General features: G+C 38.5%; 17 protein-coding genes. 9 read left to right on the top strand and 8 right to left on the bottom strand.

Translation table 11 applies throughout. The annotated features are described in order from the left end of the window. Window positions 1–31: 31 nt before the first annotated feature. Window positions 32–778, bottom strand: a complete 747-nt coding sequence (locus tag ABJD71_RS02910) for an SDR family oxidoreductase (protein ID WP_348164275.1) — start codon at window positions 776–778, stop codon at window positions 32–34. Between the two features lie 438 nt (window positions 779–1,216). On the opposite strand from ABJD71_RS02910, the gene ABJD71_RS02905 reads away from it, so the two are divergent. After that, a complete protein-coding gene (locus ABJD71_RS02905; RefSeq protein ID WP_348164382.1) occupies window positions 1,217–1,675 on the top strand; it encodes an RDD family protein in 459 nt (152 codons plus the stop codon). Window positions 1,676–1,723: 48 nt separating this feature from the next. Here ABJD71_RS02905 and lptG read toward each other — a convergent pair whose 3' ends face one another. Both lptG and lptF read right to left on the bottom strand, forming a co-directional pair. Continuing rightward, entirely contained in the window at window positions 1,724–2,788 is a 1,065-nt protein-coding gene (gene lptG / locus ABJD71_RS02900) for an LPS export ABC transporter permease LptG (RefSeq protein ID WP_348164272.1), read from the bottom strand. After that, window positions 2,781–3,890 carry an LPS export ABC transporter permease LptF gene (gene lptF / locus ABJD71_RS02895; RefSeq protein WP_348164269.1) on the bottom strand — a complete coding sequence of 370 codons (1,110 nt, stop codon included), beginning with the start codon at window positions 3,888–3,890 and terminating at the stop codon, window positions 2,781–2,783. The genes lptG and lptF overlap by 8 nt, the downstream gene beginning before the upstream one ends. Before the next feature lie 263 nt (window positions 3,891–4,153). On the opposite strand from lptF, the gene pepA reads away from it, so the two are divergent. From pepA to ABJD71_RS02870, 5 genes are all read left to right on the top strand, one after another. Then, the gene (gene pepA / locus ABJD71_RS02890; protein ID WP_348164266.1) at window positions 4,154–5,659 is read left to right on the top strand and encodes a leucyl aminopeptidase; all 1,506 of its coding nucleotides are present in this window, start codon (window positions 4,154–4,156) and stop codon (window positions 5,657–5,659) included. Window positions 5,660–5,690: 31 nt separating this feature from the next. Further along, window positions 5,691–6,158 (top strand): DNA polymerase III subunit chi, encoded by a 468-nt coding sequence (locus ABJD71_RS02885; protein WP_348164263.1) that lies wholly within the window; start codon window positions 5,691–5,693, stop codon window positions 6,156–6,158. Next, window positions 6,151–9,003 carry a valine--tRNA ligase gene (locus tag ABJD71_RS02880; protein WP_348164259.1) on the top strand — a complete coding sequence of 951 codons (2,853 nt, stop codon included), beginning with the start codon at window positions 6,151–6,153 and terminating at the stop codon, window positions 9,001–9,003. The genes ABJD71_RS02885 and ABJD71_RS02880 overlap by 8 nt, the downstream gene beginning before the upstream one ends. A gap of 99 nt (window positions 9,004–9,102) precedes the next feature. Beyond that, window positions 9,103–10,599, top strand: coding sequence for a 5'-nucleotidase C-terminal domain-containing protein (locus ABJD71_RS02875; protein WP_348164256.1), 1,497 nt, complete (start codon window positions 9,103–9,105; stop codon window positions 10,597–10,599). Beyond that, entirely contained in the window at window positions 10,596–12,200 is a 1,605-nt protein-coding gene (locus tag ABJD71_RS02870) for a diguanylate cyclase (protein WP_348164253.1), read from the top strand. Before ABJD71_RS02875 ends, ABJD71_RS02870 begins: the two co-directional genes overlap by 4 nt. A gap of 5 nt (window positions 12,201–12,205) precedes the next feature. On the opposite strand, the gene ABJD71_RS02865 is transcribed toward ABJD71_RS02870, so the two are convergent. Beyond that, window positions 12,206–12,754: a DUF3016 domain-containing protein gene (locus ABJD71_RS02865; RefSeq protein WP_348164250.1), complete on the bottom strand. Its 549-nt coding sequence runs from the start codon at window positions 12,752–12,754 to the stop codon at window positions 12,206–12,208. 65 nt (window positions 12,755–12,819) lie between these two features. Next, window positions 12,820–13,182 carry a hypothetical protein gene (locus ABJD71_RS02860; RefSeq protein WP_348164247.1) on the bottom strand — a complete coding sequence of 121 codons (363 nt, stop codon included), beginning with the start codon at window positions 13,180–13,182 and terminating at the stop codon, window positions 12,820–12,822. A 256-nt stretch (window positions 13,183–13,438) separates the two neighbouring features. On the opposite strand from ABJD71_RS02860, the gene ccoG reads away from it, so the two are divergent. From ccoG to ABJD71_RS02845, 3 genes are all read left to right on the top strand, one after another. Continuing rightward, on the top strand, window positions 13,439–14,878 hold the full coding sequence (gene ccoG / locus ABJD71_RS02855; RefSeq protein WP_348164244.1) for a cytochrome c oxidase accessory protein CcoG: 1,440 nt from the start codon (window positions 13,439–13,441) through the stop codon (window positions 14,876–14,878). Beyond that, complete coding sequence (locus ABJD71_RS02850; protein WP_348164241.1) at window positions 14,875–15,840, top strand: serine/threonine protein kinase; 966 nt, start codon at window positions 14,875–14,877, stop codon at window positions 15,838–15,840. The genes ccoG and ABJD71_RS02850 overlap by 4 nt, the downstream gene beginning before the upstream one ends. Before the next feature lie 788 nt (window positions 15,841–16,628). Continuing rightward, the gene (locus ABJD71_RS02845; protein WP_348164238.1) at window positions 16,629–17,258 is read left to right on the top strand and encodes a thiol:disulfide interchange protein DsbA/DsbL; all 630 of its coding nucleotides are present in this window, start codon (window positions 16,629–16,631) and stop codon (window positions 17,256–17,258) included. A 64-nt stretch (window positions 17,259–17,322) separates the two neighbouring features. Here ABJD71_RS02845 and ABJD71_RS02840 read toward each other — a convergent pair whose 3' ends face one another. From ABJD71_RS02840 to ABJD71_RS02830, 3 genes are all read right to left on the bottom strand, one after another. Next, a complete protein-coding gene (locus ABJD71_RS02840; RefSeq protein WP_348164235.1) occupies window positions 17,323–19,680 on the bottom strand; it encodes a DNA polymerase II in 2,358 nt (785 codons plus the stop codon). Next, a complete protein-coding gene (locus tag ABJD71_RS02835; RefSeq protein ID WP_348164232.1) occupies window positions 19,680–20,453 on the bottom strand; it encodes a GGDEF domain-containing protein in 774 nt (257 codons plus the stop codon). Before ABJD71_RS02835 ends, ABJD71_RS02840 begins: the two co-directional genes overlap by 1 nt. Window positions 20,454–20,658: 205 nt before the next feature. Continuing rightward, complete coding sequence (locus ABJD71_RS02830; RefSeq protein ID WP_348164229.1) at window positions 20,659–23,220, bottom strand: exo 1,3/1,4-beta-D-glucan glucohydrolase; 2,562 nt, start codon at window positions 23,218–23,220, stop codon at window positions 20,659–20,661. Window positions 23,221–23,415: the final 195 nt, after the last annotated feature.

The following is a 23,415-nucleotide window of genomic DNA, read 5'->3' as shown; positions in this document are numbered from 1 at the left end:
TGATATTCTACTTTTATTATTAATTTATTCTCTAAGAGAAGAGCATACCGCCATTGATGTCGATATTGTTGCCAGTCATATAAGACGATTCATCAGAAGCTAAGAAACCTACTAATTTAGCTACTTCTTCAGACGAGCCTTCTCTTTTCGCACAAGTGTTACCAGCAACCATTGTACGTACATTATCAGGAGTAAACGTATCGTGAAAACCTGTACTAATCATTCCAGGACATACACCATTTACACGGACATCAGGCCCTAACTCTTTAGCCAAACCACGAGTAAAGGTCATTACTGAACCTTTAGAACTAGCATAAGCTACAGCGCCGCCGCCGCCGCCATCGCGACCTGCTTGAGAGGCTAGAGTAACAATAGAACTACCCGCTGCTAAATGAGGGATACATGCTTTAGCCATCATGAACAATGACGTCATATTTAAGTCCATAACGTTGTTCCAATGCTCAAGGCTCATATCTGCAATTTTAATTCGAGCTAACAAACCGCCTGAAACATGAACAAGAGTATCAATTTTTCCGAAAGTATCTAGGGTTGCTTGAACTGTAGCATCTACACTTTCTTGATTCGTTAAATCAGCTTGAAGTGCTAAGGCTTTACAACCAAGTGCTTCAATTTCGGCAACAGCACTTTCGGCTGTCGTCTTGCTTGAATGATAAGTAATTACTACGTTTGCACCACGTTGTGCTAATTCGATCGCACAGGCACGGCCGATATCTCTACCACCGCCGGCAACAATTGCCACTTTGCCTTTCATTGTCATAATGTTCTCCACTGAAACTTCACTAGATAAAATGTTTATTAAACCATAACTGGAAGCCATTAGACATGTATACCGTCTCATGAAGAAGAAAGACCAGCTAGGTTCTACGTATAAACGTAACCAATACCACCAACAATGTCAACCAATTATTATCATTGGTCATACCAATAATATTTCCACACTCACTGCTTGTTATAAGTTTGTTATCAAAAACAGCAACGTAGCCTGCAGCATAACAAAACTTCCTAGCTTATGGACCATCAATGTTAAATAATTGGTTGTTACCAATATTGGTAATAACCATTTACTTTTTAAAACATATAATTAAAATTTTTTACTGATAAACTGTCTCTACTAATCGAATAAAAAGATTTAATACTTGTGATAAACGAAACTAAACAAACTTTACGAGCAGGTTTTTTCCGCCGCATAGCCGCAATGATTTATGACATATTGGTCGCTGTCGCGATAGGTATGTGTACAGGCCTCATTATGTTGATTTGTCTTCTAACATTATTTGAGGCAAACATAATCACTAGAGGTGCTCATGAGCACTTTATGGATCTCATGCAAAGTTCTGTAATTTATCCACTGATACTACAAATTTGGGTGACTTTTTGGGTTGTGATATTTTTTCTATGGTTCTGGCGCAATGGCGGGCAAACTATTGGAATGAGAGCTTGGAGGCTTAGATTATTTAGTACCAATGACAAACCCTTTGGTTACAAAAGAGCTTTGTTACGACTAGTATGTTCTTTAGGCGGGCTAGGTACTTTGTTAGTGTTATTTGATGTGAAATCGAAGTTATCTTTACAAGACAGGTTAACACACACAGAGATACTAGTGCTGAGCAAAGAAGCGAACCATCATGCTTCATGGAAAAATATTCAAGAATAACTAGGTTTAGGCCTAGCCGTAAAATACATAAATACGGTTAGGCAGTGTTTAAGTCCTTCGTAATAAATAGATTGAGTACATTGCAAATACGAAGCTTGGGAGAGCAGCACCAATAAAGGGGGGAAATTGATAAACACCACTAAGAGTCCCAAATACTTCATTACTTACAAAAAAGCCAAATCCAGTTAAAACTCCTAAGATAACCCTTGCCCCCATAGTTACACTTCTCAGGGGGCCAAATATGAAAGACAATGCCATAAGCAGCATGACTCCCACTGAAACAGGTTGCAAAATTTTACGCCATAAAGCCAACTGGTATCGACTCGGATCTTGGCTACTATTCTCAAGGTAATTTACATACTCAAACAAACCTTGAATAGACAAAGCTTCTGGCTTAACGGTAACAACACTTAATTTGTCTGGTGTTAAAGTAGACTTCCAAACTCCCTTTTCTAGTTCAACATATGTAACGTTTTGTTCTTCTAAATAGGTATGTTGTACGTTCTCTAACTCCCATTGTTGCTCTTTGTAAATGGCTTGTTTGGCACTAGTAATTTTTTTTAAGACTAAATCGTCATCGAATTCATAAATCTTAATATCAATTAAGGTATCTCGATTGAGAACTTGGTCGATGCTTACAAAGTTTTCTCCATCTTTTGCCCATGTTGTCCTGTCTGAAGCAAACAAGCTGCCGCCAGAAATCGCCTGAGTACGAATTTCTTTGGCTTTCGTTTCGGTAATAGGAGCGATCCATTCTCCAATAGACATAACAAATAACACCATTAAGAGTGCAGATTTCATTGCTGAATTAACAATATTCCAGCGACTTTGCCCTGCAGATTGCATAACAACCAGCTCACTATTACTGGCGAGTACGCCTAACCCAATCAAGCCACCTATCAAAGTCGCCATGGGGAAAAACTGTTCAATTTCGCGAGGTAAACTTAATAATACATAGATACCCGCTACAGTCATGTCATAACTGCCTTTACCCACCTGGCGCATTTGCTCTATAAACTTAATTAACGCACTCAAGCCAACTAAAACACTTAAACTCATTGCCGTAGTGGTTAACAATGTCCTTGCAATGTAAAAATCCAAAATTTTAAACATTAGCATTACCCTTAAACCCAGCTCTTAATTTGATCCCTAAAGGCCGGCCTTTCACGAGTAAGATCCAACCAATGAAAAATAGAATGCCATGAACCCACCACAAACCTAACTGCTGAGGTATGGTTCCTTCTTCTAACGCTTTACGCCCAGCCATCAACATTAAAAAGTATCCAAGATACAACATAAGTGCAGGAAACATTTTTCCAAAACGCCCCTGTCTTGGATTAGCGGCACTTAAAGGCACAGCAATTAAAACTAAAAACGGTAAAGATAAAGGAATAGCAATACGCCAATGAAGTTCAGAAATAGCATCTAACGAAGGATCATGGAGTAAATCAATAGTTTTATAGGCACTTAACTTTCGCCGCTTCTTTTCAGCCTGTTGTTCGGCTATCTGAATTTGGTATTCGTCGAACTCAACAACACGGTAATCTTGTTGACCGATTTTTCCTTCGTATTGTTTACCATGGTTCAATATTAACTTTTCAGAACCATCAATCTCTTCTTTTACTCCGCCTGTTTTAGCGTAAACAATGCGCACGTTCTCTAGCTCAGAATCACTACCTCTTTGTGCTAAAAAGATTCGCTTTAAAGGCTCCCCACTGCCATCAATATCATGCACAAAAACAACTGCTTGTTGATTAGCTGTTTGTTGAAATCTCCCAGAAATAAGACTTGTTAATCCACTTTTTGCACCAATTTCTTCTTCAAGCTGGTATTGGCTTTCCACTGAATATGGGGTTAGCCATAAGGTAAAGAATGCGGTAATTATTGACATAATAATAGCTAGCACTAACATCACACGAGTAATGTACCACTCACTAATGCCACACGCGCGCATTACACTCATTTCACTGTCAACATATAACCTGCCATGAGCAAGCATAATTCCTAAAAACAAACTTAATGGCAAAATAAGAGACGCTAACACAGGTGTACTAAGGGCGAGAAAACCCAAAACCAGACCAGCGGGGATATCCCCATCTGATGCATCAGCTAATACTCTAACGAATTTTTGCGTGACAAATATTGCCATGAGCAGCAGAAAAATAGCCGCTTGAGACTTCAAAGTTTCTTTCACTAAATAACGGAAAATCAGCACAATACATCCATAGAAAAGTAGTATTTTTAGTGGCACTATGCGAAATTTTAAGTAAACTTAATGTTTTCACAAGTTTAATTTATCAAGTGCCTATTTTTAAGGCTCTAAGCCAAAACAATCTTTACAGATTATCTATGGCTGTGGATAATTTTACAATAATATCACTACATTGCCCAAACCTGACTTATTTTTATTACAAGTTTTGGAAAACTCGACAATTAAAGGTGGTGTGACTCAATCAATTTATGCAATAAGGAATGACAGTGGAATTTAGTGTTAAAAGTGGCAGTCCAGAAAAGCAGCGTAGTGCTTGTATTGTAGTAGGGGTATTTGAGCCCAGACGTTTAACTTCTGTTGCAGAGCAACTTGATAATATCAGCGAAGGGTACATTAGCAACCTATTAAGGCGCGGTGACCTAGAAGGCCAAGCTGGTCAAATGTTACTTCTGCACCATGTTCCTAATATTTTGAGTGAAAGAGTATTATTGGTGGGCTGTGGCAAAGAACGTGAACTAGACGAGCGTCAATACAAACAAATCATATCAAGAACAGTCAAGAAGTTGAATGAAACTGGTTCAATGGAAGCTGTCAGTTTTTTAACTGAACTACATGTAAAGGGAAGAGATACCTACTGGAAAGTCCGTCAAGCAGTAGAAGCTACCCAAGATTCGTTATATACATTTTTACAGCTCAAAACCAAAAAAGGCGAATTACGTCGCCCACTTCGAAAAATAGTATTTAATGTTCCTACTCGAAGAGAACTCTCTCTTGGTGAACGAGCATTGGCTCATGGTTTAGCTGTAGCAGCCGGTTCTAAAACAGCTAAAGATGTGGCCAACATGCCACCCAATATATGTAATCCGGCATACTTGTTAACTCAAGCTGAACAATTTGCCGAAGTCTATCCAAACTTAACTGTAAGTTCAGTTAATGAAAAGCAAATGGATGACTTAGGTATGCATACTTACTTAGCTGTTGGTCGTGGCTCAGTAAACGAATCTATTATGACTATTATGGAACATAACGGTGGTCCTAAAGACCAAGCTCCTGTGGTGCTTGTTGGAAAAGGGTTGACCTTTGACTCTGGTGGAATATCTATCAAACCAGGGGAAGCCATGGATGAAATGAAATATGACATGGGTGGCGCTGCCGGTGTATTAGGTGCGATGCATACTATTTCTGAATTGAACTTACCTATCAACATTGTTGGGATATTAGCTGGATGTGAAAACATGCCAGATGCTAATGCTTACCGTCCAGGAGACATATTAACAACTATGTCTGGGCAAACGGTTGAGGTATTAAATACCGATGCTGAAGGGCGCTTGGTGTTATGTGATGCCCTAACCTATGTAGAACGTTTTGATCCTGAGTTAGTAATTGATGTAGCCACATTAACTGGAGCTTGTGTTGTCGCTTTAGGTAAACACGCCACTGGTGTGATGAGCAATCATAACCCACTAGCCCATGAATTAATCAATGCTTCTGAACAAAGTGGTGACAAGGCTTGGCGCCTACCATTATGGGATGAGTATCAAGAACAAATCGAGAGCCCCTTTGCCGATATGTCTAACTTAGGTGGCAGGCCAGCAGGCACTATTACTGCAGCATGTTTCTTGTCTCGCTTTACCCGAAAATACAATTGGGCACATATGGATATTGCAGGAACAGCCTGGCTAGGAGGCAAAAATAAGGGCTCTACAGGTAGGCCAGTTCCTATGCTGTCACAGTTTTTAATGAATCGGGCTGGCATAGAAACCGAAGACTAGCCCTAAAAACCAGACTAAGGCCATTTAAAGAATGTCTAACATCATGTTTTATCTACTTGATGAAACCCAAGAAAAACTTCAACAGCCAGCGCATTTTGCGCTGGCTTGTTTGTTAGCGACTCGCAGCTACAGGCAAAAACAAAAGTGCATAGTATACTGCCAAGATCAAAATCAAGCTGAAAGCTTTGATGAACTATTGTGGCAATTACCCAATGATGCTTTTGTACCACACAATTTAGCTGGTGAAGGGCCTGTTGGTGGCGCACCGGTAGAAATCTGCTGGCAAACGCCAACTCAATTCAATCGCCCCGTTCTTATAAACTTGTCTGATACTGTACCGGCTTTTCACCAAAAGTTTAGACAAGTCATTGACTTTGTACCTGCATTAGAAGCCTTAAAAGCGCAGGCCAGAGAACGTTATAAACAATATAGAGCCGTAGGTAATCAACTTGATACATTACCTGCCTCAAGCATAAATGAGACACAAAACCATGGATAAAACCTTTAATCCCCATAATATTGAACAAGAAATTTATAAAAATTGGGAGGACAGCGGTCAATTTAAACCGTCTGGTGAAGGCGAACCTTATTGCATCATGATACCGCCACCTAATGTTACGGGTAGCCTCCACATGGGCCATGCGTTTCAACAAACTATTATGGACTCTTTAACTCGCTACAAACGTATGTGCGGTAACAATACATTATGGCAAGTAGGAACAGACCATGCTGGTATCGCAACTCAAATGGTGGTTGAACGTAAATTAGCAGCTGAAAATCAACCGACTCGTAAAGAAATGGGCCGAGATACTTTCATAGAAAAGATATGGGATTGGAAAGCAGAGTCAGGTAATACTATTACCAATCAGATGCGCCGTTTAGGAACCTCTGTTGATTGGGATAGAGAACGCTTCACCATGGACGACGGTTTATCTAATGCGGTTCAAGAAGTGTTCGTGCAATTGTATTCAGAAGACCTTATCTATCGTGGCAAACGACTCGTTAATTGGGATCCTAAATTACACACTGCCATCTCAGATTTAGAAGTAGAGAACAAAGATAAAAAAGGCCATATGTGGCATTTCCGTTATCCATTAGCAGACGGAGTGAAAACTTCTAGTGGCAAAGGCTATCTGATCGTTGCGACTACTCGCCCTGAAACGGTTTTAGGTGATACAGGCGTGGCAGTCAACCCTGAAGATCCCAGATACAAGGATTTAATCGGTAAATTTATCGAGTTACCTTTGGTAGGCCGCCGTATTCCCATAGTAGGTGACGAACATGCTGATATGGAAAAAGGCACTGGTTGCGTGAAAATTACGCCAGCCCATGACTTCAATGATTATGAGGTAGGTAAACGTCACGAACTTCCTATGATAAACATTTTGACTTTCACTGGCGAAATTCGTCAAGAAGCTGAAGTATTTGATACCAATGGTGAAGCCAGTGACGCGTTAAATGCAGATTTACCTGAAGCCTTCCAAGGGTTAGAAAGATTTGCAGCACGTAAGGCCGTGGTCGCTAAATTTGAAGAAATTGGTTTATTAGAAGAAATCAAAGATCATGACTTAACTGTACCCTATGGTGACAGAGGTGGCGTGGTCATAGAGCCAATGCTGACTGATCAATGGTATGTGCGTGCAGCACCGTTAGCAAAAGTAGCGACAGAAGCCGTTACCAATGGTGAAATCCAATTTGTACCTAAACAATACGAAAATATGTACTTTTCTTGGATGAACGATATTCAAGATTGGTGTATCTCTCGCCAACTATGGTGGGGACACAGAATACCTGCATGGTATGACGAACAAGGCAAGGTCTATGTAGGTCGAGATGAAGCACAGGTCCGTGCTGAAAATAATTTACCTAAAGATATAAAACTCAAACAAGATGATGACGTACTCGACACTTGGTTTTCATCTGCTCTATGGACGTTTTCCACTCTAGGCTGGCCAGATAACACCGAGGACTTAAAAACCTTCCACCCTACCGATGTGCTAGTTACTGGGTTTGATATCATATTTTTCTGGGTAGCCAGAATGATCATGATGACAATGCACTTCATCAAAGACGAAAATGGTAAACCACAAGTCCCATTTAAAACCGTTTACGTTACTGGCTTAATTCGAGATGACGAAGGCAATAAAATGTCTAAATCTAAAGGGAATGTAATCGACCCCTTAGATATGATTGATGGCATTTCATTAGACGATTTATTAGAAAAACGTACCGGTAATATGATGCAGCCTAAAATGGCTGAAAAAATCAAAAAGCAAACCTCTAAACAATTCCCAGATGGCATTGAGCAACACGGTACAGACGCTTTACGCTTTACATTAGCCGCCCTCGCCTCCACAGGTCGTGATATAAACTGGGATATGAAACGTCTAGAAGGTTACCGAAACTTCTGCAATAAATTGTGGAACGCTAGTAACTTTGTATTAATGAATACCGAAGAACACGATTGCGGATTTGACTCAGACTCGGCTATGACCCTTTCTCTAGCAGACAAGTGGATAATGGGCCAATACCAACATACTATTAAAGCTTACCGTGAGGCAATGGACACATATCGCTTTGATATGGCAGCAAAAATCATCTATGAGTTTACTTGGGATCAATTCTGTGGATGGTACATAGAGCTTACAAAACCAGTATTACAAAAAGGTGATGAACAGCAACAAAGAGGTACACGTCATACTTTAATAGTGGTGTTAGAGTCCCTACTTAGATTAATGCACCCTATCATGCCATTTATCACTGAAACCATTTGGCAAAATGTTGCTGTATTAGCAAATTGTCACAGCGCAACCATAATGAATCAAGCTTACCCTGAATATGATAAATCTAGTGTTGATCCTTTAGCTATGGCTGATTTAGAGTGGGTAAAAGGGTTTGTTGTAGCCATAAGAACCATACGCGGAGAAATGGATATTGCACCAAGCAAACCACTTTCTGTATTAATACGTAACGCATCAGATGAAGATATTCGACGACTTCACGAAAATAATATTTTCCTGCAATCCATAGCTAAACTAGAAGCAATCACCCCTATTCAAGAAAGTGAAGATACACCCGCTTGCGCCACGTCGTTGTTAGGCTCACTTGAGATAATGATCCCAATGGCGGGACTTATTGATAAAGACGCCGAATTAACACGAATAGCTAAAGCTTTGGATAAACTAGAGAAAGATTGTGCGAGAACACAGGGCAAGCTCAGTAATGAAAAATTTGTTAGCAATGCACCTGCTGCTGTAATAGATAAAGAAAAAGCTAAATTAGCTGACTTTAGTATGCAAATAGATAAGTTAAAGGAACAACAAAACACAATAGAGTCTTTATAATGATTAAATAAAGAACAAGTGGTCACACTTCACATCAACTGATAGGTAGCATCAACAGATATGTTTTGGCGGAGTATATACAGCTTTACAAAGGTAAATATGTTGATACAAAAGCTATTGTTTGTAACGACTGCTAGTCTACTATTAATAAATACAGTTGTTGTAGCAACAGAAAAGCATTTAACTCTTGTTTATGCTGGGAATATGCCTGACATTGGAATAAGTACTCATGGTACTTATTCCAACCTAGCGAGTTTATTAGAGACCGTACGAGCTGAAGAAACCCCGACTGTATTCACTTTTGCAGGCGGAAGTTTAGGACCTAGCCCTCTATCTAGCCTAGATAAAGGCTCGCATATCATTGATATTCTGAATACTCTAGAACCTGATCTAATGACATTAACTAAGCGAGAATTTAGTTATTCTGAAGATGAACTTACTTTACGCTCTTACGAAGCTGCTTTTCCACTTATCTCTAGCAATATCTATGATCCACTCACTGATAATAATTTAGAAGGAATATCTTCAACCTATATCGCTGAAAAGAACGATATTAAAATTGGGTTTATATCAATACTTGATGAAGAAGTTGTTACTGAGTATTTACTGAAAAGGCTACAAGTCGTTGATCCTCGTGACGTAATACAACGAGAAATTGCATTTCTAAGGGCCCAAAAAGTAGATTTAATCGCTTTAACCTACGCTAAAGAGCGAGACTATTACCATACGCTATTAAGTGAAAATCAAATAGACTTTGCATTAAGAGTGCTACCAACATCAGAGCAAAACTCAACATTTCAGCAAACGAATAAAATATATTCGGTCGCAACCAGAGCTCCATTTGTTCTTCTCCGGATGCGCTGGGATTCGGATTCAGACAATAAGAATCTAATGATTGACGTGCCCAAATTGGACAGGGCATTATTACCAGGTAATCCAACTACTTCATCATTAATAAAAAAATATAATCAAAGGCTCAATAGATTACTTGGTCAACAAATTGGAACCTGGGGCACTCAAATTAACACCTCGAGAAATCTAGTCAGAACGCAAGAGGCTCCCTTTGGAAACTTAGTTGCTGACTCCATAAGAGGTTACCTTCAAACAGACATAGCGTTTGTGAATGCAGGAGATATTAGAGGAGAAAAAAGCTATAACAAAGGCGACCCTATTACTCGTCATGATATCGTAACTGAGCTTCCTTTTAGAAACACAATAACAGGCCTATTCATCACTGGGGCACAAATAAAAAAAGCACTAGAACATAGTGTTAGTCAGGTACAACAAATCAACGGCCGATTTCTACAAATATCAGGGTTATCATTTACTTATAGACCCGACAATCCTGACAACCAAAGAGTTCAGACAATATTAATCAACAAAGAACCTATCATCCCGTCAAAAACCTATACTCTAGCCATTTCTAATTACTTAGCGAATGGAGGTGACGAATATAGTGTATTTTTGAATACAAAACGCCAGCAAGCAAGTACGCAAAAACAACCTTTAATTTCCGAAATTGTGACACGTTCAATTCAACAACAGAAAATTATATACCCAAGTATCGAGAATAGAATAAAGCGGATAACGAAATGATAATACCGTCTGCAAAAAATGCTCCTAGAATCTCTTTAGTCACAGTATTTAGTGCAGGGTTTATGTGCATAATGTTTATATTCATTCTATTGAGCTATTTTACATTTTCACGGCTACTAAGCTTTGAATCAACCTTAACTAATGTATCAGAAATCTCTTTGCCCCATATAATAGAGATAAACCAACTCTATACTCAAGCCGCATCATTGTTAGAATCCACAGATATCTTGTCTCAATCGTCTTCAAATGCCTCGAAACGATTGGCAAAAGAGCAGCTGCAAAGTAACTTGCTAAATACTCGGAAAGCCGCAAAAGAAATATTTAAAAATGAGTTTTTAGATACACAACTTAATACCATCGCTATAGAACTTGAAGAGTTTTCTGACCTGATAGATGAACGCCAGCAAACTAGGGACAATATAGAGTTACTGAAAACGCAACTATTCGAATTAAACAAACAGGCAATCACTGTTAAAGGTGAATCATATTCAGATTGGACTATGATTTTTTCCCAAGCCATAGTCAATGTCAGCACTGCCTTAAATGAAAATAAACTACAACAAGTTAGGTTTTTATTTAAGCAGTTAAAACAACAGCTAAGTAAACTTTATCAGGAAGAAAGATCAGAGACAGAGAAAAAATTAACAAGCAAACTCAAAAACTTACTTTTTGGAGAAAATGGCTTAGAAGTGTTAAAAATACAATATTTACGTTTGGCAGGTCGAACAATAGGAAAAGCTAATTTTGTTCAGAGTTTAATTAGAGATTATGTGACCCAGCTTGGATTTGTAACCAATAAAACAGAGCAACGTATCACTAAGCAGGTATCTTATTCTGCGATTGAAACCCAAAAGCAAATCCAACTAATAGGGGTTGTTTTAATAGGTGGAGTGATATTTTTATCCATTATTTCGTTTTTATTTCAACAAAGAGTGTTGAAAAGAATCAGTGTATTCAATCAAATTGTATTGACTAAATCTCAAGGGATTGAATTGCAAACACAGTTATCTGGTAATGATGAAATCACCGATTTAGCCATAACTTTTAAAGCGTTTACTGAAACTATTGAGTTACAAAAGAAGAAACTTGAACACCTGTCAATGTCTGATGGCTTAACTGGAATCGCAAATAGAAGGGCATTAGATATTCGCCTTCAACATGACATAAAGCTAGCAATGAGAGATAAATACAGCGTTTCTGTATTACTGATGGATATAGATAACTTTAAACTCTTCAACGATAACTATGGGCATTCGGCTGGGGATACATGTTTAAAGGATATATCGAGAATAATTAGTAATGCATTGCAAAGAGATACTGATTTCGTTGCAAGATATGGAGGCGAGGAATTTATATGCGTATTACCGCGGACCTCAGCAGAAGGCGCAGAAGAACTAGCGATACATATTATTAATGAATTGAAGGCTGAAGCACTCCCCCATCATTACAGCGATGTGGCCAAACATGTCACACTAAGTATAGGTATAAAAACCACTTCACCTAATGAATCAACCACATCTGAGTTATTGATTAAACAATCAGATCAAGCCTTATATGCAGCTAAAAAAGCAGGTAAAAACAGACATAGTTTTTACGGCTAACTATCTTATTCTGCTGTCTCTTTTTTCATAACGTTTTGCGCTATTTGTTGATTAAACTCTTTATTAAACCAACGCTTCAACATACTTTTTTCATACCCCAAAGTATCACTCCTAAAGCTTTGTGGCATCCGATTCATAAACGACATATCTTTTAAGTTAACATCTGTCTCTTGAAGGATTTCTCCCGTGCTAGACATCAGTTGATAACTAAAACTCATTCTAGGAATATCAACAGCATTAATAATTCTGATTTCAGAAGAACCATGCCCTAAACCAGCAAAAGAAGCTGGTAAAACCTGACCAGCCAAATCTAGGTCTGTCACTGTCATTAATAGTTTACTACCCGCAGGTAATCTAAAACTTAACTCTTGTAAATAAGCATCAAGCTTTTTAAAGGTTGACTCTCTAAACCGTTTTCTTGGCTCTGAGGTAGGCCTCACATCTCGATATTTTTCTGGGTTTAACCACTGAACTTCAACTTGTGTCGCAGCCATAAGTTGAAAATTTGCAATCAGAATAATTGCACTCAAACATGCAGCCATTGAGGTCTTCACTATTTTCGCTCCTAATAAAGTTAAAAATTCCGAGCTAACATTGCTTCTAACAAACTAAATAGAAATCAATATCTATCAAGAATGCCAGTTCGAATGATCTCACCACATATGTATTGCAGTGTATCTCCATAAATATATGGATTCTTGTCATTATTCTGACAATAATGAAGGTTAAAGTTCCCTAGGGACGACATATTTTCAGTGACATCGAGCAAATATTCTTTTTGATACTCACGCAAATTTTGGGTTTGAGGATTAATTTCTTCTCTAAAGCTCTGTAATTGTTGTTTCTCAACAATTAACGAAGCTTCAAACATCCAATCAGCCATCTTTTTTTGAATATCAGCAACCCAAAACTGCACAAACGGCGTTCTTAGAACTATCACTACAGCCAATATTCCTAATATACCTATAAACCATCGAAACATTACGCTCACACCAGCATCAATAAAAAACAAATATACCACTATATTAAACCGACATCACTTAACAGGTAAATAGCTAATAGTGACATGAACTTAACGACCAAAAATGAATTAAAAAAATGATATTTTTATATCAATTTAATATTAACACTAAATTTAAAATTCATGATGAGCATCAAGCAGGGTTAACTAGATACTGATATACTTAACGTGAAATTGCTTCAGTGCTTTTGCTTTTCTATTTTCTAAGGATCCACAAATGAGTGAGCGAATTCCCGTAAAAAATATCTCACCAGTAAAAGTTCATCAACCTGACAAAGACAAACATGACAATACCTATACACCTCGTAGCCGAATATATGTAAGATCTGTAAAAGGTTTTTTAGAAAATGTTCGACGCTTTTTTGGATTATTTTTCTTAGGTATTTTTGCTATCTTTCCTTGGATTCAATATCAGGGGCAGCAAGCTATTTTGCTAGACATAGGTGCGCAAAGGTTCAATATTTTTGGTCTAACGTTATGGCCTCAAGACTTAACACTACTTGCTTGGATTCTAATCGTTGCAGCCTTCGCATTATTTTTTGTTACGGCTTTTGCGGGTCGCGTCTGGTGCGGTTTTATGTGCCCACAGACCACTTGGACATTTATTTATATTTGGTTTGAAGAAGCCATAGAAGGCAGCCGGAACAAACGAATAAAGCTTGATCAACGAGCCTGGAACTTTGACAAACTATGGCGAAAGACTCTTAAACACATAGCGTGGGTTGCCGTAGCATTGTTTACCGCTTTAATATTTGTGGGCTACTTCACCCCTATCGATGCTTTATTTATTAATTTTTTCACATTTTCCAGCAGCTTTTGGGCAACAATTTGTGTGTTATTTTTTGCAACCTGTACATACGGTAATGCGGGCTGGATGCGAGAGATAATGTGTACCCACATATGCCCCTACGCTCGTTTCCAGTCGGCTATGTTCGATAAAGATACTTTTACGGTGGGTTACAATGCTTCAAGAGGAGAAAGTAGAGGTCCGAGAGGTCGTAAAGTACCGCGAGAAGTAAACCAAGAAAAAGGCTTGGGAGACTGTATTGACTGCAACCTTTGTGTACAAGTGTGCCCCACTGGAATTGACATTCGCAATGGCTTGCAATACGAGTGTATCAACTGTGGAGCTTGTGTAGACGCTTGTAACGGGGTGATGGAAAAAATGAATTACCCCAAAGGCTTAATAAGTTTTACATCTGAAACCGAACTTGCCGGTGGCGTAACAAAAATATTTCGCCCTAAGCTCATTGGCTATGCGGTTGTTCTACTATTAATGTCAGGTTTGTTAGTGTTTGAAATAGCCACGCGCTCACCTCTAGAAATAGATATAATTAAAGATCGTACTCCACTCTACAGGGAAACGGGCAATGGCATGATTGAAAACATATTCACAATTAAAATTCTTAACAAGTCTCAAGATATGCAGACATATTCTGTATCTGTATCAGGGCTGCCTAAACACATTATGATAGGCACAGCACAAGCGACAGTCGCAGGTGGCGAGTTATTTAACTTACCCATTAGTATTGCCATAAACCCTAATGACATTGAACAAAAAGTAACCGAGTTTAATTTTGAAGTAGATGCAACAATTAGTTCAGAAGAAGTGATTCATAGTGAAGCCATCAGTAAGTTTTTGTACCCTGACTTATGACAGCATTTGATTTTTCTGGGCTAACCCCAGACCTTATTTTAGATGCCATTGAATCTACCAATATTCGAGTGGAATCTGGACTACTAGCTTTGAACAGTTATGAAAATAGAGTCTATCAATTTTTAGCCGAAGACAAAAAACGCTATGTTGTGAAATTCTATCGCCCTCAGCGTTGGACATCGTTGCAAATACAAGAAGAACATGACTTTTCTGTGGAATTAGCAACACATGAAATTCCGATTGTCGCGCCATTAACACAGTCTGGGAAAAGTCTACATTTTTATCAAGGGTATCTGTTTGCGGTTTTCCCTTCTGCAGGCGGACGGCAGTTTGAAGCTGATAACTTAGAACAACTAGAATGGATGGGGCGATTTATTGGCCGTATGCATGGTATTGCTAAAAGTGCTAATTTTAAATATAGGCCAGCTATCAGCATGCAATCCCACCTATTCACACCTGCTGAAGAATTAAAACAAAGCACCTTGATCCCAAAGGATTTACACCAAGCATTTTTTACTATTTTAGAACAAGTTATTGAATTAACACAAAACCTCTATCATTCAACCAACCATATTCGACTTCATGGCGATTGCCATGCAGGCAATATTTTGTGGCGAGATGGCCCAACATTCGTAGACTTAGATGACTGCCGTTCTGGCCCAGCGATTCAAGACCTGTGGATGATGCTATCTGGTGATAGACAACAACAGTTTATTCAGATGGACACACTTATTGCCGCATATGAAGAATTTTGTGATTTTGATAGCTCTCAGCTGTTATTAATAGAGCCTTTACGTGCGATGAGAATGATCCATTACATGGCTTGGCTTAGCAATCGTTGGAACGATCCAGCTTTCCCTCAAGCATTCCCGTGGTTTGCTGAAGGGCGATATTGGGAACAGCAAATACTAGCTTTAAAAGAGCAGTTTTCAGCCCTACAAGAGCCTCCTCTAAAAATCTAACGTGTTAACGTTTCAAACTTAAAAGACAAAAATGAAATGTTAATCGGCAAATTCATGTGCTTAAGATGCTTAACTGATTACATAGTTATTTAATCAAATCTCCTTCTTAAAAATTTATTTTCCTCATACGTGCGACCACTAACTTTTTACCCGTACAGATAAAATCTAAATTTCACTTTGTGAAAGTAAACAAAAATTCGAAACAACAAATTTTTTAGAAAAAGAGAATAAGTTTTCTAATTACAAAGAAGCTACTCCGGTTGATCAGGTAACTTGCGGCCCTATTAGAAAAGCGTTTGACTCAGATACATTAGTAGCGCTTCTGTTACTTTCGTTGTAAAAATCACTTTGTTGAACTAACAAAGGGTTACATTGTGTAATAGATTATGAATTACCACCGCAGTTACAGCGGCAACATCATTTACCGCTCAAGCTGACGTTCGAATCAATGGCATAACTAATTAAGTAATAGCTGAAGCGATTGCCGGTCCAACACCAACGGCCTTAGGTTATCAATTAAGCCAAGAGAGTGATATGGACGTTTGCAATAAATTACGATGACAATGCTAATGTATCTGCTGAGACAACACTTCTTCGATTTGCAATAAATTATATTTTTTAGTATGGACTTCTCTTTTAAAAGGTTAGCTTTGCAAGCCAGCATATTTGCTAGCTTTGTTGATTTTATTTGAGTAAAAACATTAACATTGACTTACAAAGTCCTATCGGATTTTTTAAAGAGCTATGTTAATCTATAGCAGATATCTAACCTGTAAAAGCGAAACACAATGAAAAAAATACTACTACTTATTGCACTTGCTACCCTCATTCCTTTACAAGCTGCAGCCCAAGCAAAATGGCAGGAAGGTGTTCACTACAACGTCCTTGCAGAGAAGGCGACTGAAAAAAAACAAGTAATGGAGTTTTTCTCTTTTTGGTGTCCTCACTGTTTTAGCTTTGAACCTTTAGTTAAGAATATGAAAACTAAGCTGGCTGATGACGTGGAATTTAAAAAGGTGCATGTTAATTTCATGGGCTTTACGTCACCTAAGATACAAGATGAGGCAACACGTGGCATGATGATCGCGCGAGCTTTGAAAAAAGAAGATCAATTAAATGGTGCAATTTTTAAATACATTCATGTACAACGCTCTCAAGTAACAGGCCTTAATGACCTTAGAAATATATTTGTTGTTAATGGAGTTGAGCCAGCAGATTTCGATAAAATGGCTTCTAGTTTTGGCGTAAACAGCCTAGTGCAAATGAATAATAAAAACATCAATCAATATCGTAAACATGTCAGCAGTGTTCCAAGTTTTATTGTTAATGGAAAATACCAAGCTGTTTTTAATAAAGATAGAAACTTAACTCAAGATGATATGGTTGATTTAGTGGTGTGGTTATCTACTCAAAAGTAACTTGTACCATCAACGATTGAATATTTTTAGGGCGCCATTGTAAAATATGATGCCCTTTTTTGTTTTAGAACAAGCCTAATTGCTGACCTGTGATCTCTTCAAATGATAGACCAATAAACGGTAGAATTCCCTCTGCAATAGGTCTTATTTGTTTTTCAATATAATGTTCATAGTCTATCGCATTCGTCTGATATTCAATGGGTTCTGGTCCATTCGTGGTTATTATATAACTAATCCAACCTTTATTTTGATACTTAAGGGGTTTTCCCAAGCTAGTATTTCTTTCATCGGCTATTCTTGCAGCTTTAACATGAGGGGGAACATTTTTTATATACTGAACTAGCTTCCGACGAATACGTTTTCGATAAATCAATAGTTCATCATTTTTACCCTCTCGGGTTTCTTGCACCATATCTTGCAGATATTGATGCACATTTTCTTTTGCGAACACCATTTTATATAAGGACAACTGAAACTGTTTAGCCAAAGGCGTCCAATCAGAGCGCACCGTTTCTAAACCTTTAAATACTAGCTCATCTCCTTTAGAGGTAACTTTGATGCCCGCATACCTTTTCTTACTACCTAATTCAGATCCTCGGATGGTAGGCATTAAAAAATCTTTAAAGTGAGTTTCAAACTCAATTTCTAATTCACAATTTAAAGAAAATTCCTCCTTTAGAACTGCAGACCAATTCTCATTAATCATTGTCGCCAGTGATTCCCCCACGTTTTCTGCTTCTGCTGCAGTAAACTCTCCATCTAACCAAACGAAGGTTGAATCTGTATCACCATAGATAACTTGATAGCCCGCGCCTGTAATCCATTTCGCTGTGGTTTGCATGATTTCATGACCACGAAGAGTTATAGAACTTGCTAAACGCGTATCGTAAAATGGACATCCACCTGAACCCAAAACGCCATAAAATGAATTCATTAATATTTTGATGGCTTGACTACGAGGTGCGTCTTTATTTTTTTTAGCCTCATCTCTTTGCCTCCACAAAGATTCGATTATACCCGGCAAAAAATGACTCTCTCGACTGAATTTTCCGCCTCGATACCCCTCTATTGCATCATTGGGAAACTTTAACCCTTCCACTAATCCCAATGGGTCAATTTTAAAAGTTCGGATAATTGAGGGGTACAAACTTTTAAAATCTAACACTAATACATGCTCATAAAGACCAGGCTTAGAATTCATGACATAACCACCTGGACTAGCTAAGCCACCGTCAACAGGTCGATTGGGCGCAATATAGCCAGCTCGATGTAACTTTGGTAGATATAAATTTACGAAAGCAGCAACAGACCCTCCCATTCGGTCTAATTCAAGTCCAGTGAGCTGACTTCGAAGCACTAAAAAATCCAGTACTTTCGTTTTTTCAAATATATCTAAAACAAGCCGACAATCTTCAAGGTTGTATTCAGCAAGTTTAGGTTTATTGTACAAAAAATCATGCTCAATATGGGCAAGCCGATTATCAACGTCTTCAGTCTTTTTGCCGCGCCCTAACAATTCTTGAGCGACACCCTCAAGGCTAAAACTATCAAATTGATATGTCGCTGTTTTTAAGGCCTCAATGCCATCTATTACCACTCTCCCAGCAATTGTCACAAAACCTTGGTAACTATCATTACGTGCATCACGCCAAGATATACTTTGACCATCGCGGCCAATATTTAATGACACGCTATAAATTTCAGCACGCTTAATAAGTAACTTAAAGTCAAAATTAACTATGTTCCAACCAATTACTAAATCGGGATCAAAATGGTTAAACTTCTCTACAAGTGCCAGCAATAGCAGTTTTTCATTTGCAACCCAAGTTATCCAATCAGGTGATGGCTGCGGCGTGCCTATCATCAAGACAGATTGAAAATTTTCACTGGCTAGTCCAATCGAAAACAAATGCCCTTTTTCACTACATTCTATATCTAAAGATAAAACCTTAAATTTAGGGACAAATTCACCAGGCTTACAATTGATATCAACTAATGCCCGGTTGGCTACATTTGCTGCTTGCTCCAAGCCTGTAAATCTCGCACTACCATAGACAAAGCGTTCCATTAAAAACCTATCATTTAGTCTAATTTCAGCTTCAAAATGGGACACATCATGATGCTCTAGTAGCTTTCTTCCCTTGAAAAATGCAGGTAGAGTATCAAAGTACACTCCTCCTATTGGCTTATGCTCAAAGGTAGTAAGGCCTAAAGGCTTGTAGTGATGTTTTACACGGTTAGTATCGAAGATTTCACTGATAGCTTGCCTATCTGACTGCTCTACAAAAAATAAAGCTTGCTGAGAAGAGGTAGTGCCTTTAACTGGACCATTCTCAGTCAAAAACCAAATATCTAAATAGGTTTTACCATTGCGTTCAAAACTGTTCGCTGTCAGAACAAACCCATCTAAAATTGCAGACATTACAAACCTGATTCAATGGTGCGGTCGCACACTACCACAATGTTTTTACTATTTTTTTTCGCACGGTACAAAGCAGTACTTGCTAATTGCAGCATTTTATCTGGAGTGTCGGTTTTTTTATATTCGCAGATACCAGCCGATAGAGTTACATCTAAATCAGGCATGTTAATCTTTGCGCTAATTTCACTCATGCTTCTGCGTAAATGCTCTAATGCTAAATATGCTTTATCCCTATGGGTATCTGGCATCAGTATTAAAAATTCTTCTTCACCGATCCGCCCTAATAAAAAGTCACCAGAAAGCTTTTCAATACACAGTTCTGAAAACAATTTAAGTACTTTATCTCCAGTGAAATACCCAAATTTATTATTAATTTGTTTAAACCAGTCTATATCCACTAGGGCGATAGACACGCTACCACTTCGATTTTTAATCTCATTGAACTGAGTCTCAACACTTTCTAAAATTTTCCTCCTATTCATTAAACCTGTTAAGTCATCAATTGTCGCTAACTTATCTAGTTTACGAGCTAGCCTTCTGTTTCGAATGGTTTGCATCATCAACATAGTGATAACAGTCAATGCCAATACAATGCCAATGAAGAGATACCAGCTTCCTCCACTTGGCAGGCCTTCAGTAATTGATCCCTGCGCGCTCAGCCTAGGCTGATAACTAAGAAGTAAACCCGTAGTGACAAAAACTTGATAAAATTTAGGAAGATCAATAAATTGAGTTAGCTTTATACAAGATAGATTGAATGGCCAGTTTAACAAAGAGCGTTCCTGATTAATGAGATTAAAACGCTATCATATTAACAATTATTTTAACCATGGCTAGGCCTGTTGAGCTTTAAAGTATTTTTTAATTTGGCGTATACAATTCAAACTGATGAGTTTTTTAAACAGAATGCAGAACCTTACTATTTTACTTACTCTTCTTGGCTTTAAGCATAAAAACCAAGAAGAGGACCTTATATAATTACAAACTACAAGTACTACCGGGTGTACCTTCAACTATATTGATAGTGCTTAATTGTATGGATAATCCAGCATCAGATCTAAGTAAGAAAGGTACATTAACGTTATCTAACTTAGACTCGTCATTAATAAAACAGCGTACATCAATTTTTGCTGTTTGCCATTCAGACATAGCCTTGCTTTTTAACGCCTCAGTTATATCAAACTCTTTAGCACATTCAAGACCACATCCCAGAGATAAACTCACCTTTGTCGCTTTGTGCAACAAGACATTATAATCAAACTCGATTGCCATACCGCCTGACGCTTTTTTACTGAGGTCAACGGGATTACCTTGAATCGAAACATTACCTTGTCCAGTCCAATTAACCTGGATTATATCTTCTTGTGCTTTAAAGTCTTTTGCTTGAATTTCTACTTTTGACTGTGAGCTGATTTGATGGTTTGAACTCACTTGAGTATTACCCCCATTATCATTCAATACTAAACGCCAAGGTTGTACAGGGTCTCCTGCAAATAAGAATCGACTATCATTCACTGTATTTAAAGAAGGATCAATTTCTTCATTTAGTCGCCCTAGGTTTTGGCTATCCTTGAGAGATAAGCCATAACCATATGCAAAAAGAGGATCGTAGTCAGCATTGCCAATATTAAGTTCTACATCAAGGGGATCCTTTGGCCATGAGAAAGACAAACGCCCAGTGAAGTCATGTTGAGTCTCTCCTTGAGGGTCGGTAAACAACATGTCAGCAATACCAGCTCCTTCGGTACCAGGTAACCATGCAGCAATAAAGGCATCTGAAGCATTAAGCTCCGGATTTACCCACATCGGACGACCAGATAAAAATATAGAAACGGTTGGAATGCCCTTAGCTTTAAAGGACTTCAACAAGGCTAAGTCTTCAGTAGGTTTATAATCTAAATCAGTCACATCCCCTTGAAACTCAGCATAAGGCTGTTCACCAAAAACAATAATAGCCACATCTGGTTTCTCATCAAAATTGCCAACTTCACTTAAGATTGCCTCACCGCCCGCTCTTTGAACAGCATCTGCTATTCCAGCGTATATGGAATCTGCATTAGGGAAATCTGAGTTTTTATTACCCGTACCTTGCCACGTCAAAGTCCAACCGCCAGTTTGTTGACCAATATTGTTAGCGCCCGCACCCGCTACCAATACTTTGCTCTTAGGACTTAATGGTAAAATATCATCGTTATTTTTTAGTAAGACTAGAGATTTTCTTACAGCATCACGGGCTACAGCTCTATGCTCAGAGGCCCCTAACAACTCATACTTTCCGGCATATGTGCGCTTTGATGGCAGGCCAGCGGTAAATAAACCTGCTCTGAATTTCACTCGTAAAATTCTAGATACAGCTTCATCAAGTCGCTCTAGGCTTATTTCACCGGACTTAACTTGTTTTAAAGTATTATGATATAGCGGCTCCCAACTATCGGGCGCCATAAACATATCTAATCCAGCATTCATTGCCTGAGGACAAGACACATTGCTGCACCCAGCAACTTGCCCGTGGCCATTCCAATCCCCAACAACAAAACCATCAAAACCTAGCCTGTCCACTAAAATATCATTCAACATTTGGCGACTACCATGCATTTTTCTACCATGCCAGCTATTGAACGAGGCCATCACAACCTGCGCACCATGTTCAATTGCTGGAGGGTAACCTGCGCCATGTATATCCCTCATTATCGCTTCACTAACAAAAGTATCACCTTGATCTTTACCGTCTTTAGTAGAGCCATCACCTAAAAAGTGTTTAGCGTTCGCTAACATATGACCATCGCCTAAAAAGCTATCGGTATTTGGCACACCTTGAATGCCTTCCACCAAAGGACCAGAATACTTTGCTACTACTTCTGGATTTTCTGAATAACTTTCATAGGTACGGCCCCACTTATCATTTTGAACCACAGCAAGGGTGGGAGCAAATGTCCAATCAATACCCACCACTAAAATTTCTTTGGCAGTAATAGCCCCAATGTTTCGCATTAGGTCTAGATCATTTGCTGCTCCCAACCCTATGTTATGAGGAAATATTGTCGCACCTAAGACATTATTATTACCATGAACAGCATCGATCCCCCATAAAGCTGGAATAGCGACTCCATCATCAGATGCATCTGTTGAGGCCAACCAAAACTCATCAGCTAATTTCAACCATTCTTCAGGATTTGCGTGATTATTGCCGTTAGGTGCGCTATTACCTCCATTCAGTATTGAGCCTAAATGATACTTGGTCACTTGTTCTGGAGTAACGGATGCAATATCTGCCTGAATTACCTGCCCGACTTTTTCTTCTAAGGTCATTTTTTGAAGTAATGCAGTGATTTTTGTTTCTTGCTCAGTACTGCGTTTAATAGGAGATTCAGATTTTGGCCAATTGTTAGGATCGACCTTGATAGCGCTAATGTTAGGTGCGAACAACGGCGTTTTTTGCTCAGATTTAGTTTCATTACACCCAGAAAATGCAATTAAAAGAGGGAGAAGTAGTGTGGTTTTTACTACCAGAAATTTTTTATGTGATTTAGTTAGCTGCAAGTATAAGCCTTTAGTTTAATTTTGTATGATGGAAACGATTTCATAAAAATAAACAAACCCTAGGCAATAATCAATTTAATCTGTCTAAAACTTTCAATTTCATTCTCTAATTAAAGCTAAGTAACAGTATCGTTAGATAAATACGCCCAAAAAAAACGACCTCAGATGAGGTCGTTTTTAGCGTAACGTTAAGAC

It is taken from the genome of Paraglaciecola sp. (assembly GCF_039943935.1).
GTDB lineage: Bacteria > Pseudomonadota > Gammaproteobacteria > Enterobacterales > Alteromonadaceae > Paraglaciecola.
This window is presented reverse-complemented; position numbering and strand designations above follow the sequence as displayed.

What these genes read in the sequence shown, in the direction of transcription:
- ABJD71_RS02910 (WP_348164275.1), bottom strand. Translation starts at nt 778, where the DNA reads ATGACAATGAAAGGCAAAGTGGCAATTGTTGCCGGCGGTGGTAGAGAT.
- ABJD71_RS02905 (WP_348164382.1), top strand. Translation starts at nt 1,217, where the DNA reads ATGATTTATGACATATTGGTCGCTGTCGCGATAGGTATGTGTACAGGC.
- lptG (WP_348164272.1), bottom strand. Translation starts at nt 2,788, where the DNA reads ATGTTTAAAATTTTGGATTTTTACATTGCAAGGACATTGTTAACCACT.
- ABJD71_RS02885 (WP_348164263.1), top strand. Translation starts at nt 5,691, where the DNA reads ATGTCTAACATCATGTTTTATCTACTTGATGAAACCCAAGAAAAACTT.
- ABJD71_RS02880 (WP_348164259.1), top strand. Translation starts at nt 6,151, where the DNA reads ATGGATAAAACCTTTAATCCCCATAATATTGAACAAGAAATTTATAAA.
- ABJD71_RS02875 (WP_348164256.1), top strand. Translation starts at nt 9,103, where the DNA reads ATGTTGATACAAAAGCTATTGTTTGTAACGACTGCTAGTCTACTATTA.
- ABJD71_RS02870 (WP_348164253.1), top strand. Translation starts at nt 10,596, where the DNA reads ATGATAATACCGTCTGCAAAAAATGCTCCTAGAATCTCTTTAGTCACA.
- ABJD71_RS02860 (WP_348164247.1), bottom strand. Translation starts at nt 13,182, where the DNA reads ATGTTTCGATGGTTTATAGGTATATTAGGAATATTGGCTGTAGTGATA.
- ccoG (WP_348164244.1), top strand. Translation starts at nt 13,439, where the DNA reads ATGAGTGAGCGAATTCCCGTAAAAAATATCTCACCAGTAAAAGTTCAT.
- ABJD71_RS02850 (WP_348164241.1), top strand. Translation starts at nt 14,875, where the DNA reads ATGACAGCATTTGATTTTTCTGGGCTAACCCCAGACCTTATTTTAGAT.
- ABJD71_RS02845 (WP_348164238.1), top strand. Translation starts at nt 16,629, where the DNA reads ATGAAAAAAATACTACTACTTATTGCACTTGCTACCCTCATTCCTTTA.
- ABJD71_RS02840 (WP_348164235.1), bottom strand. Translation starts at nt 19,680, where the DNA reads ATGTCTGCAATTTTAGATGGGTTTGTTCTGACAGCGAACAGTTTTGAA.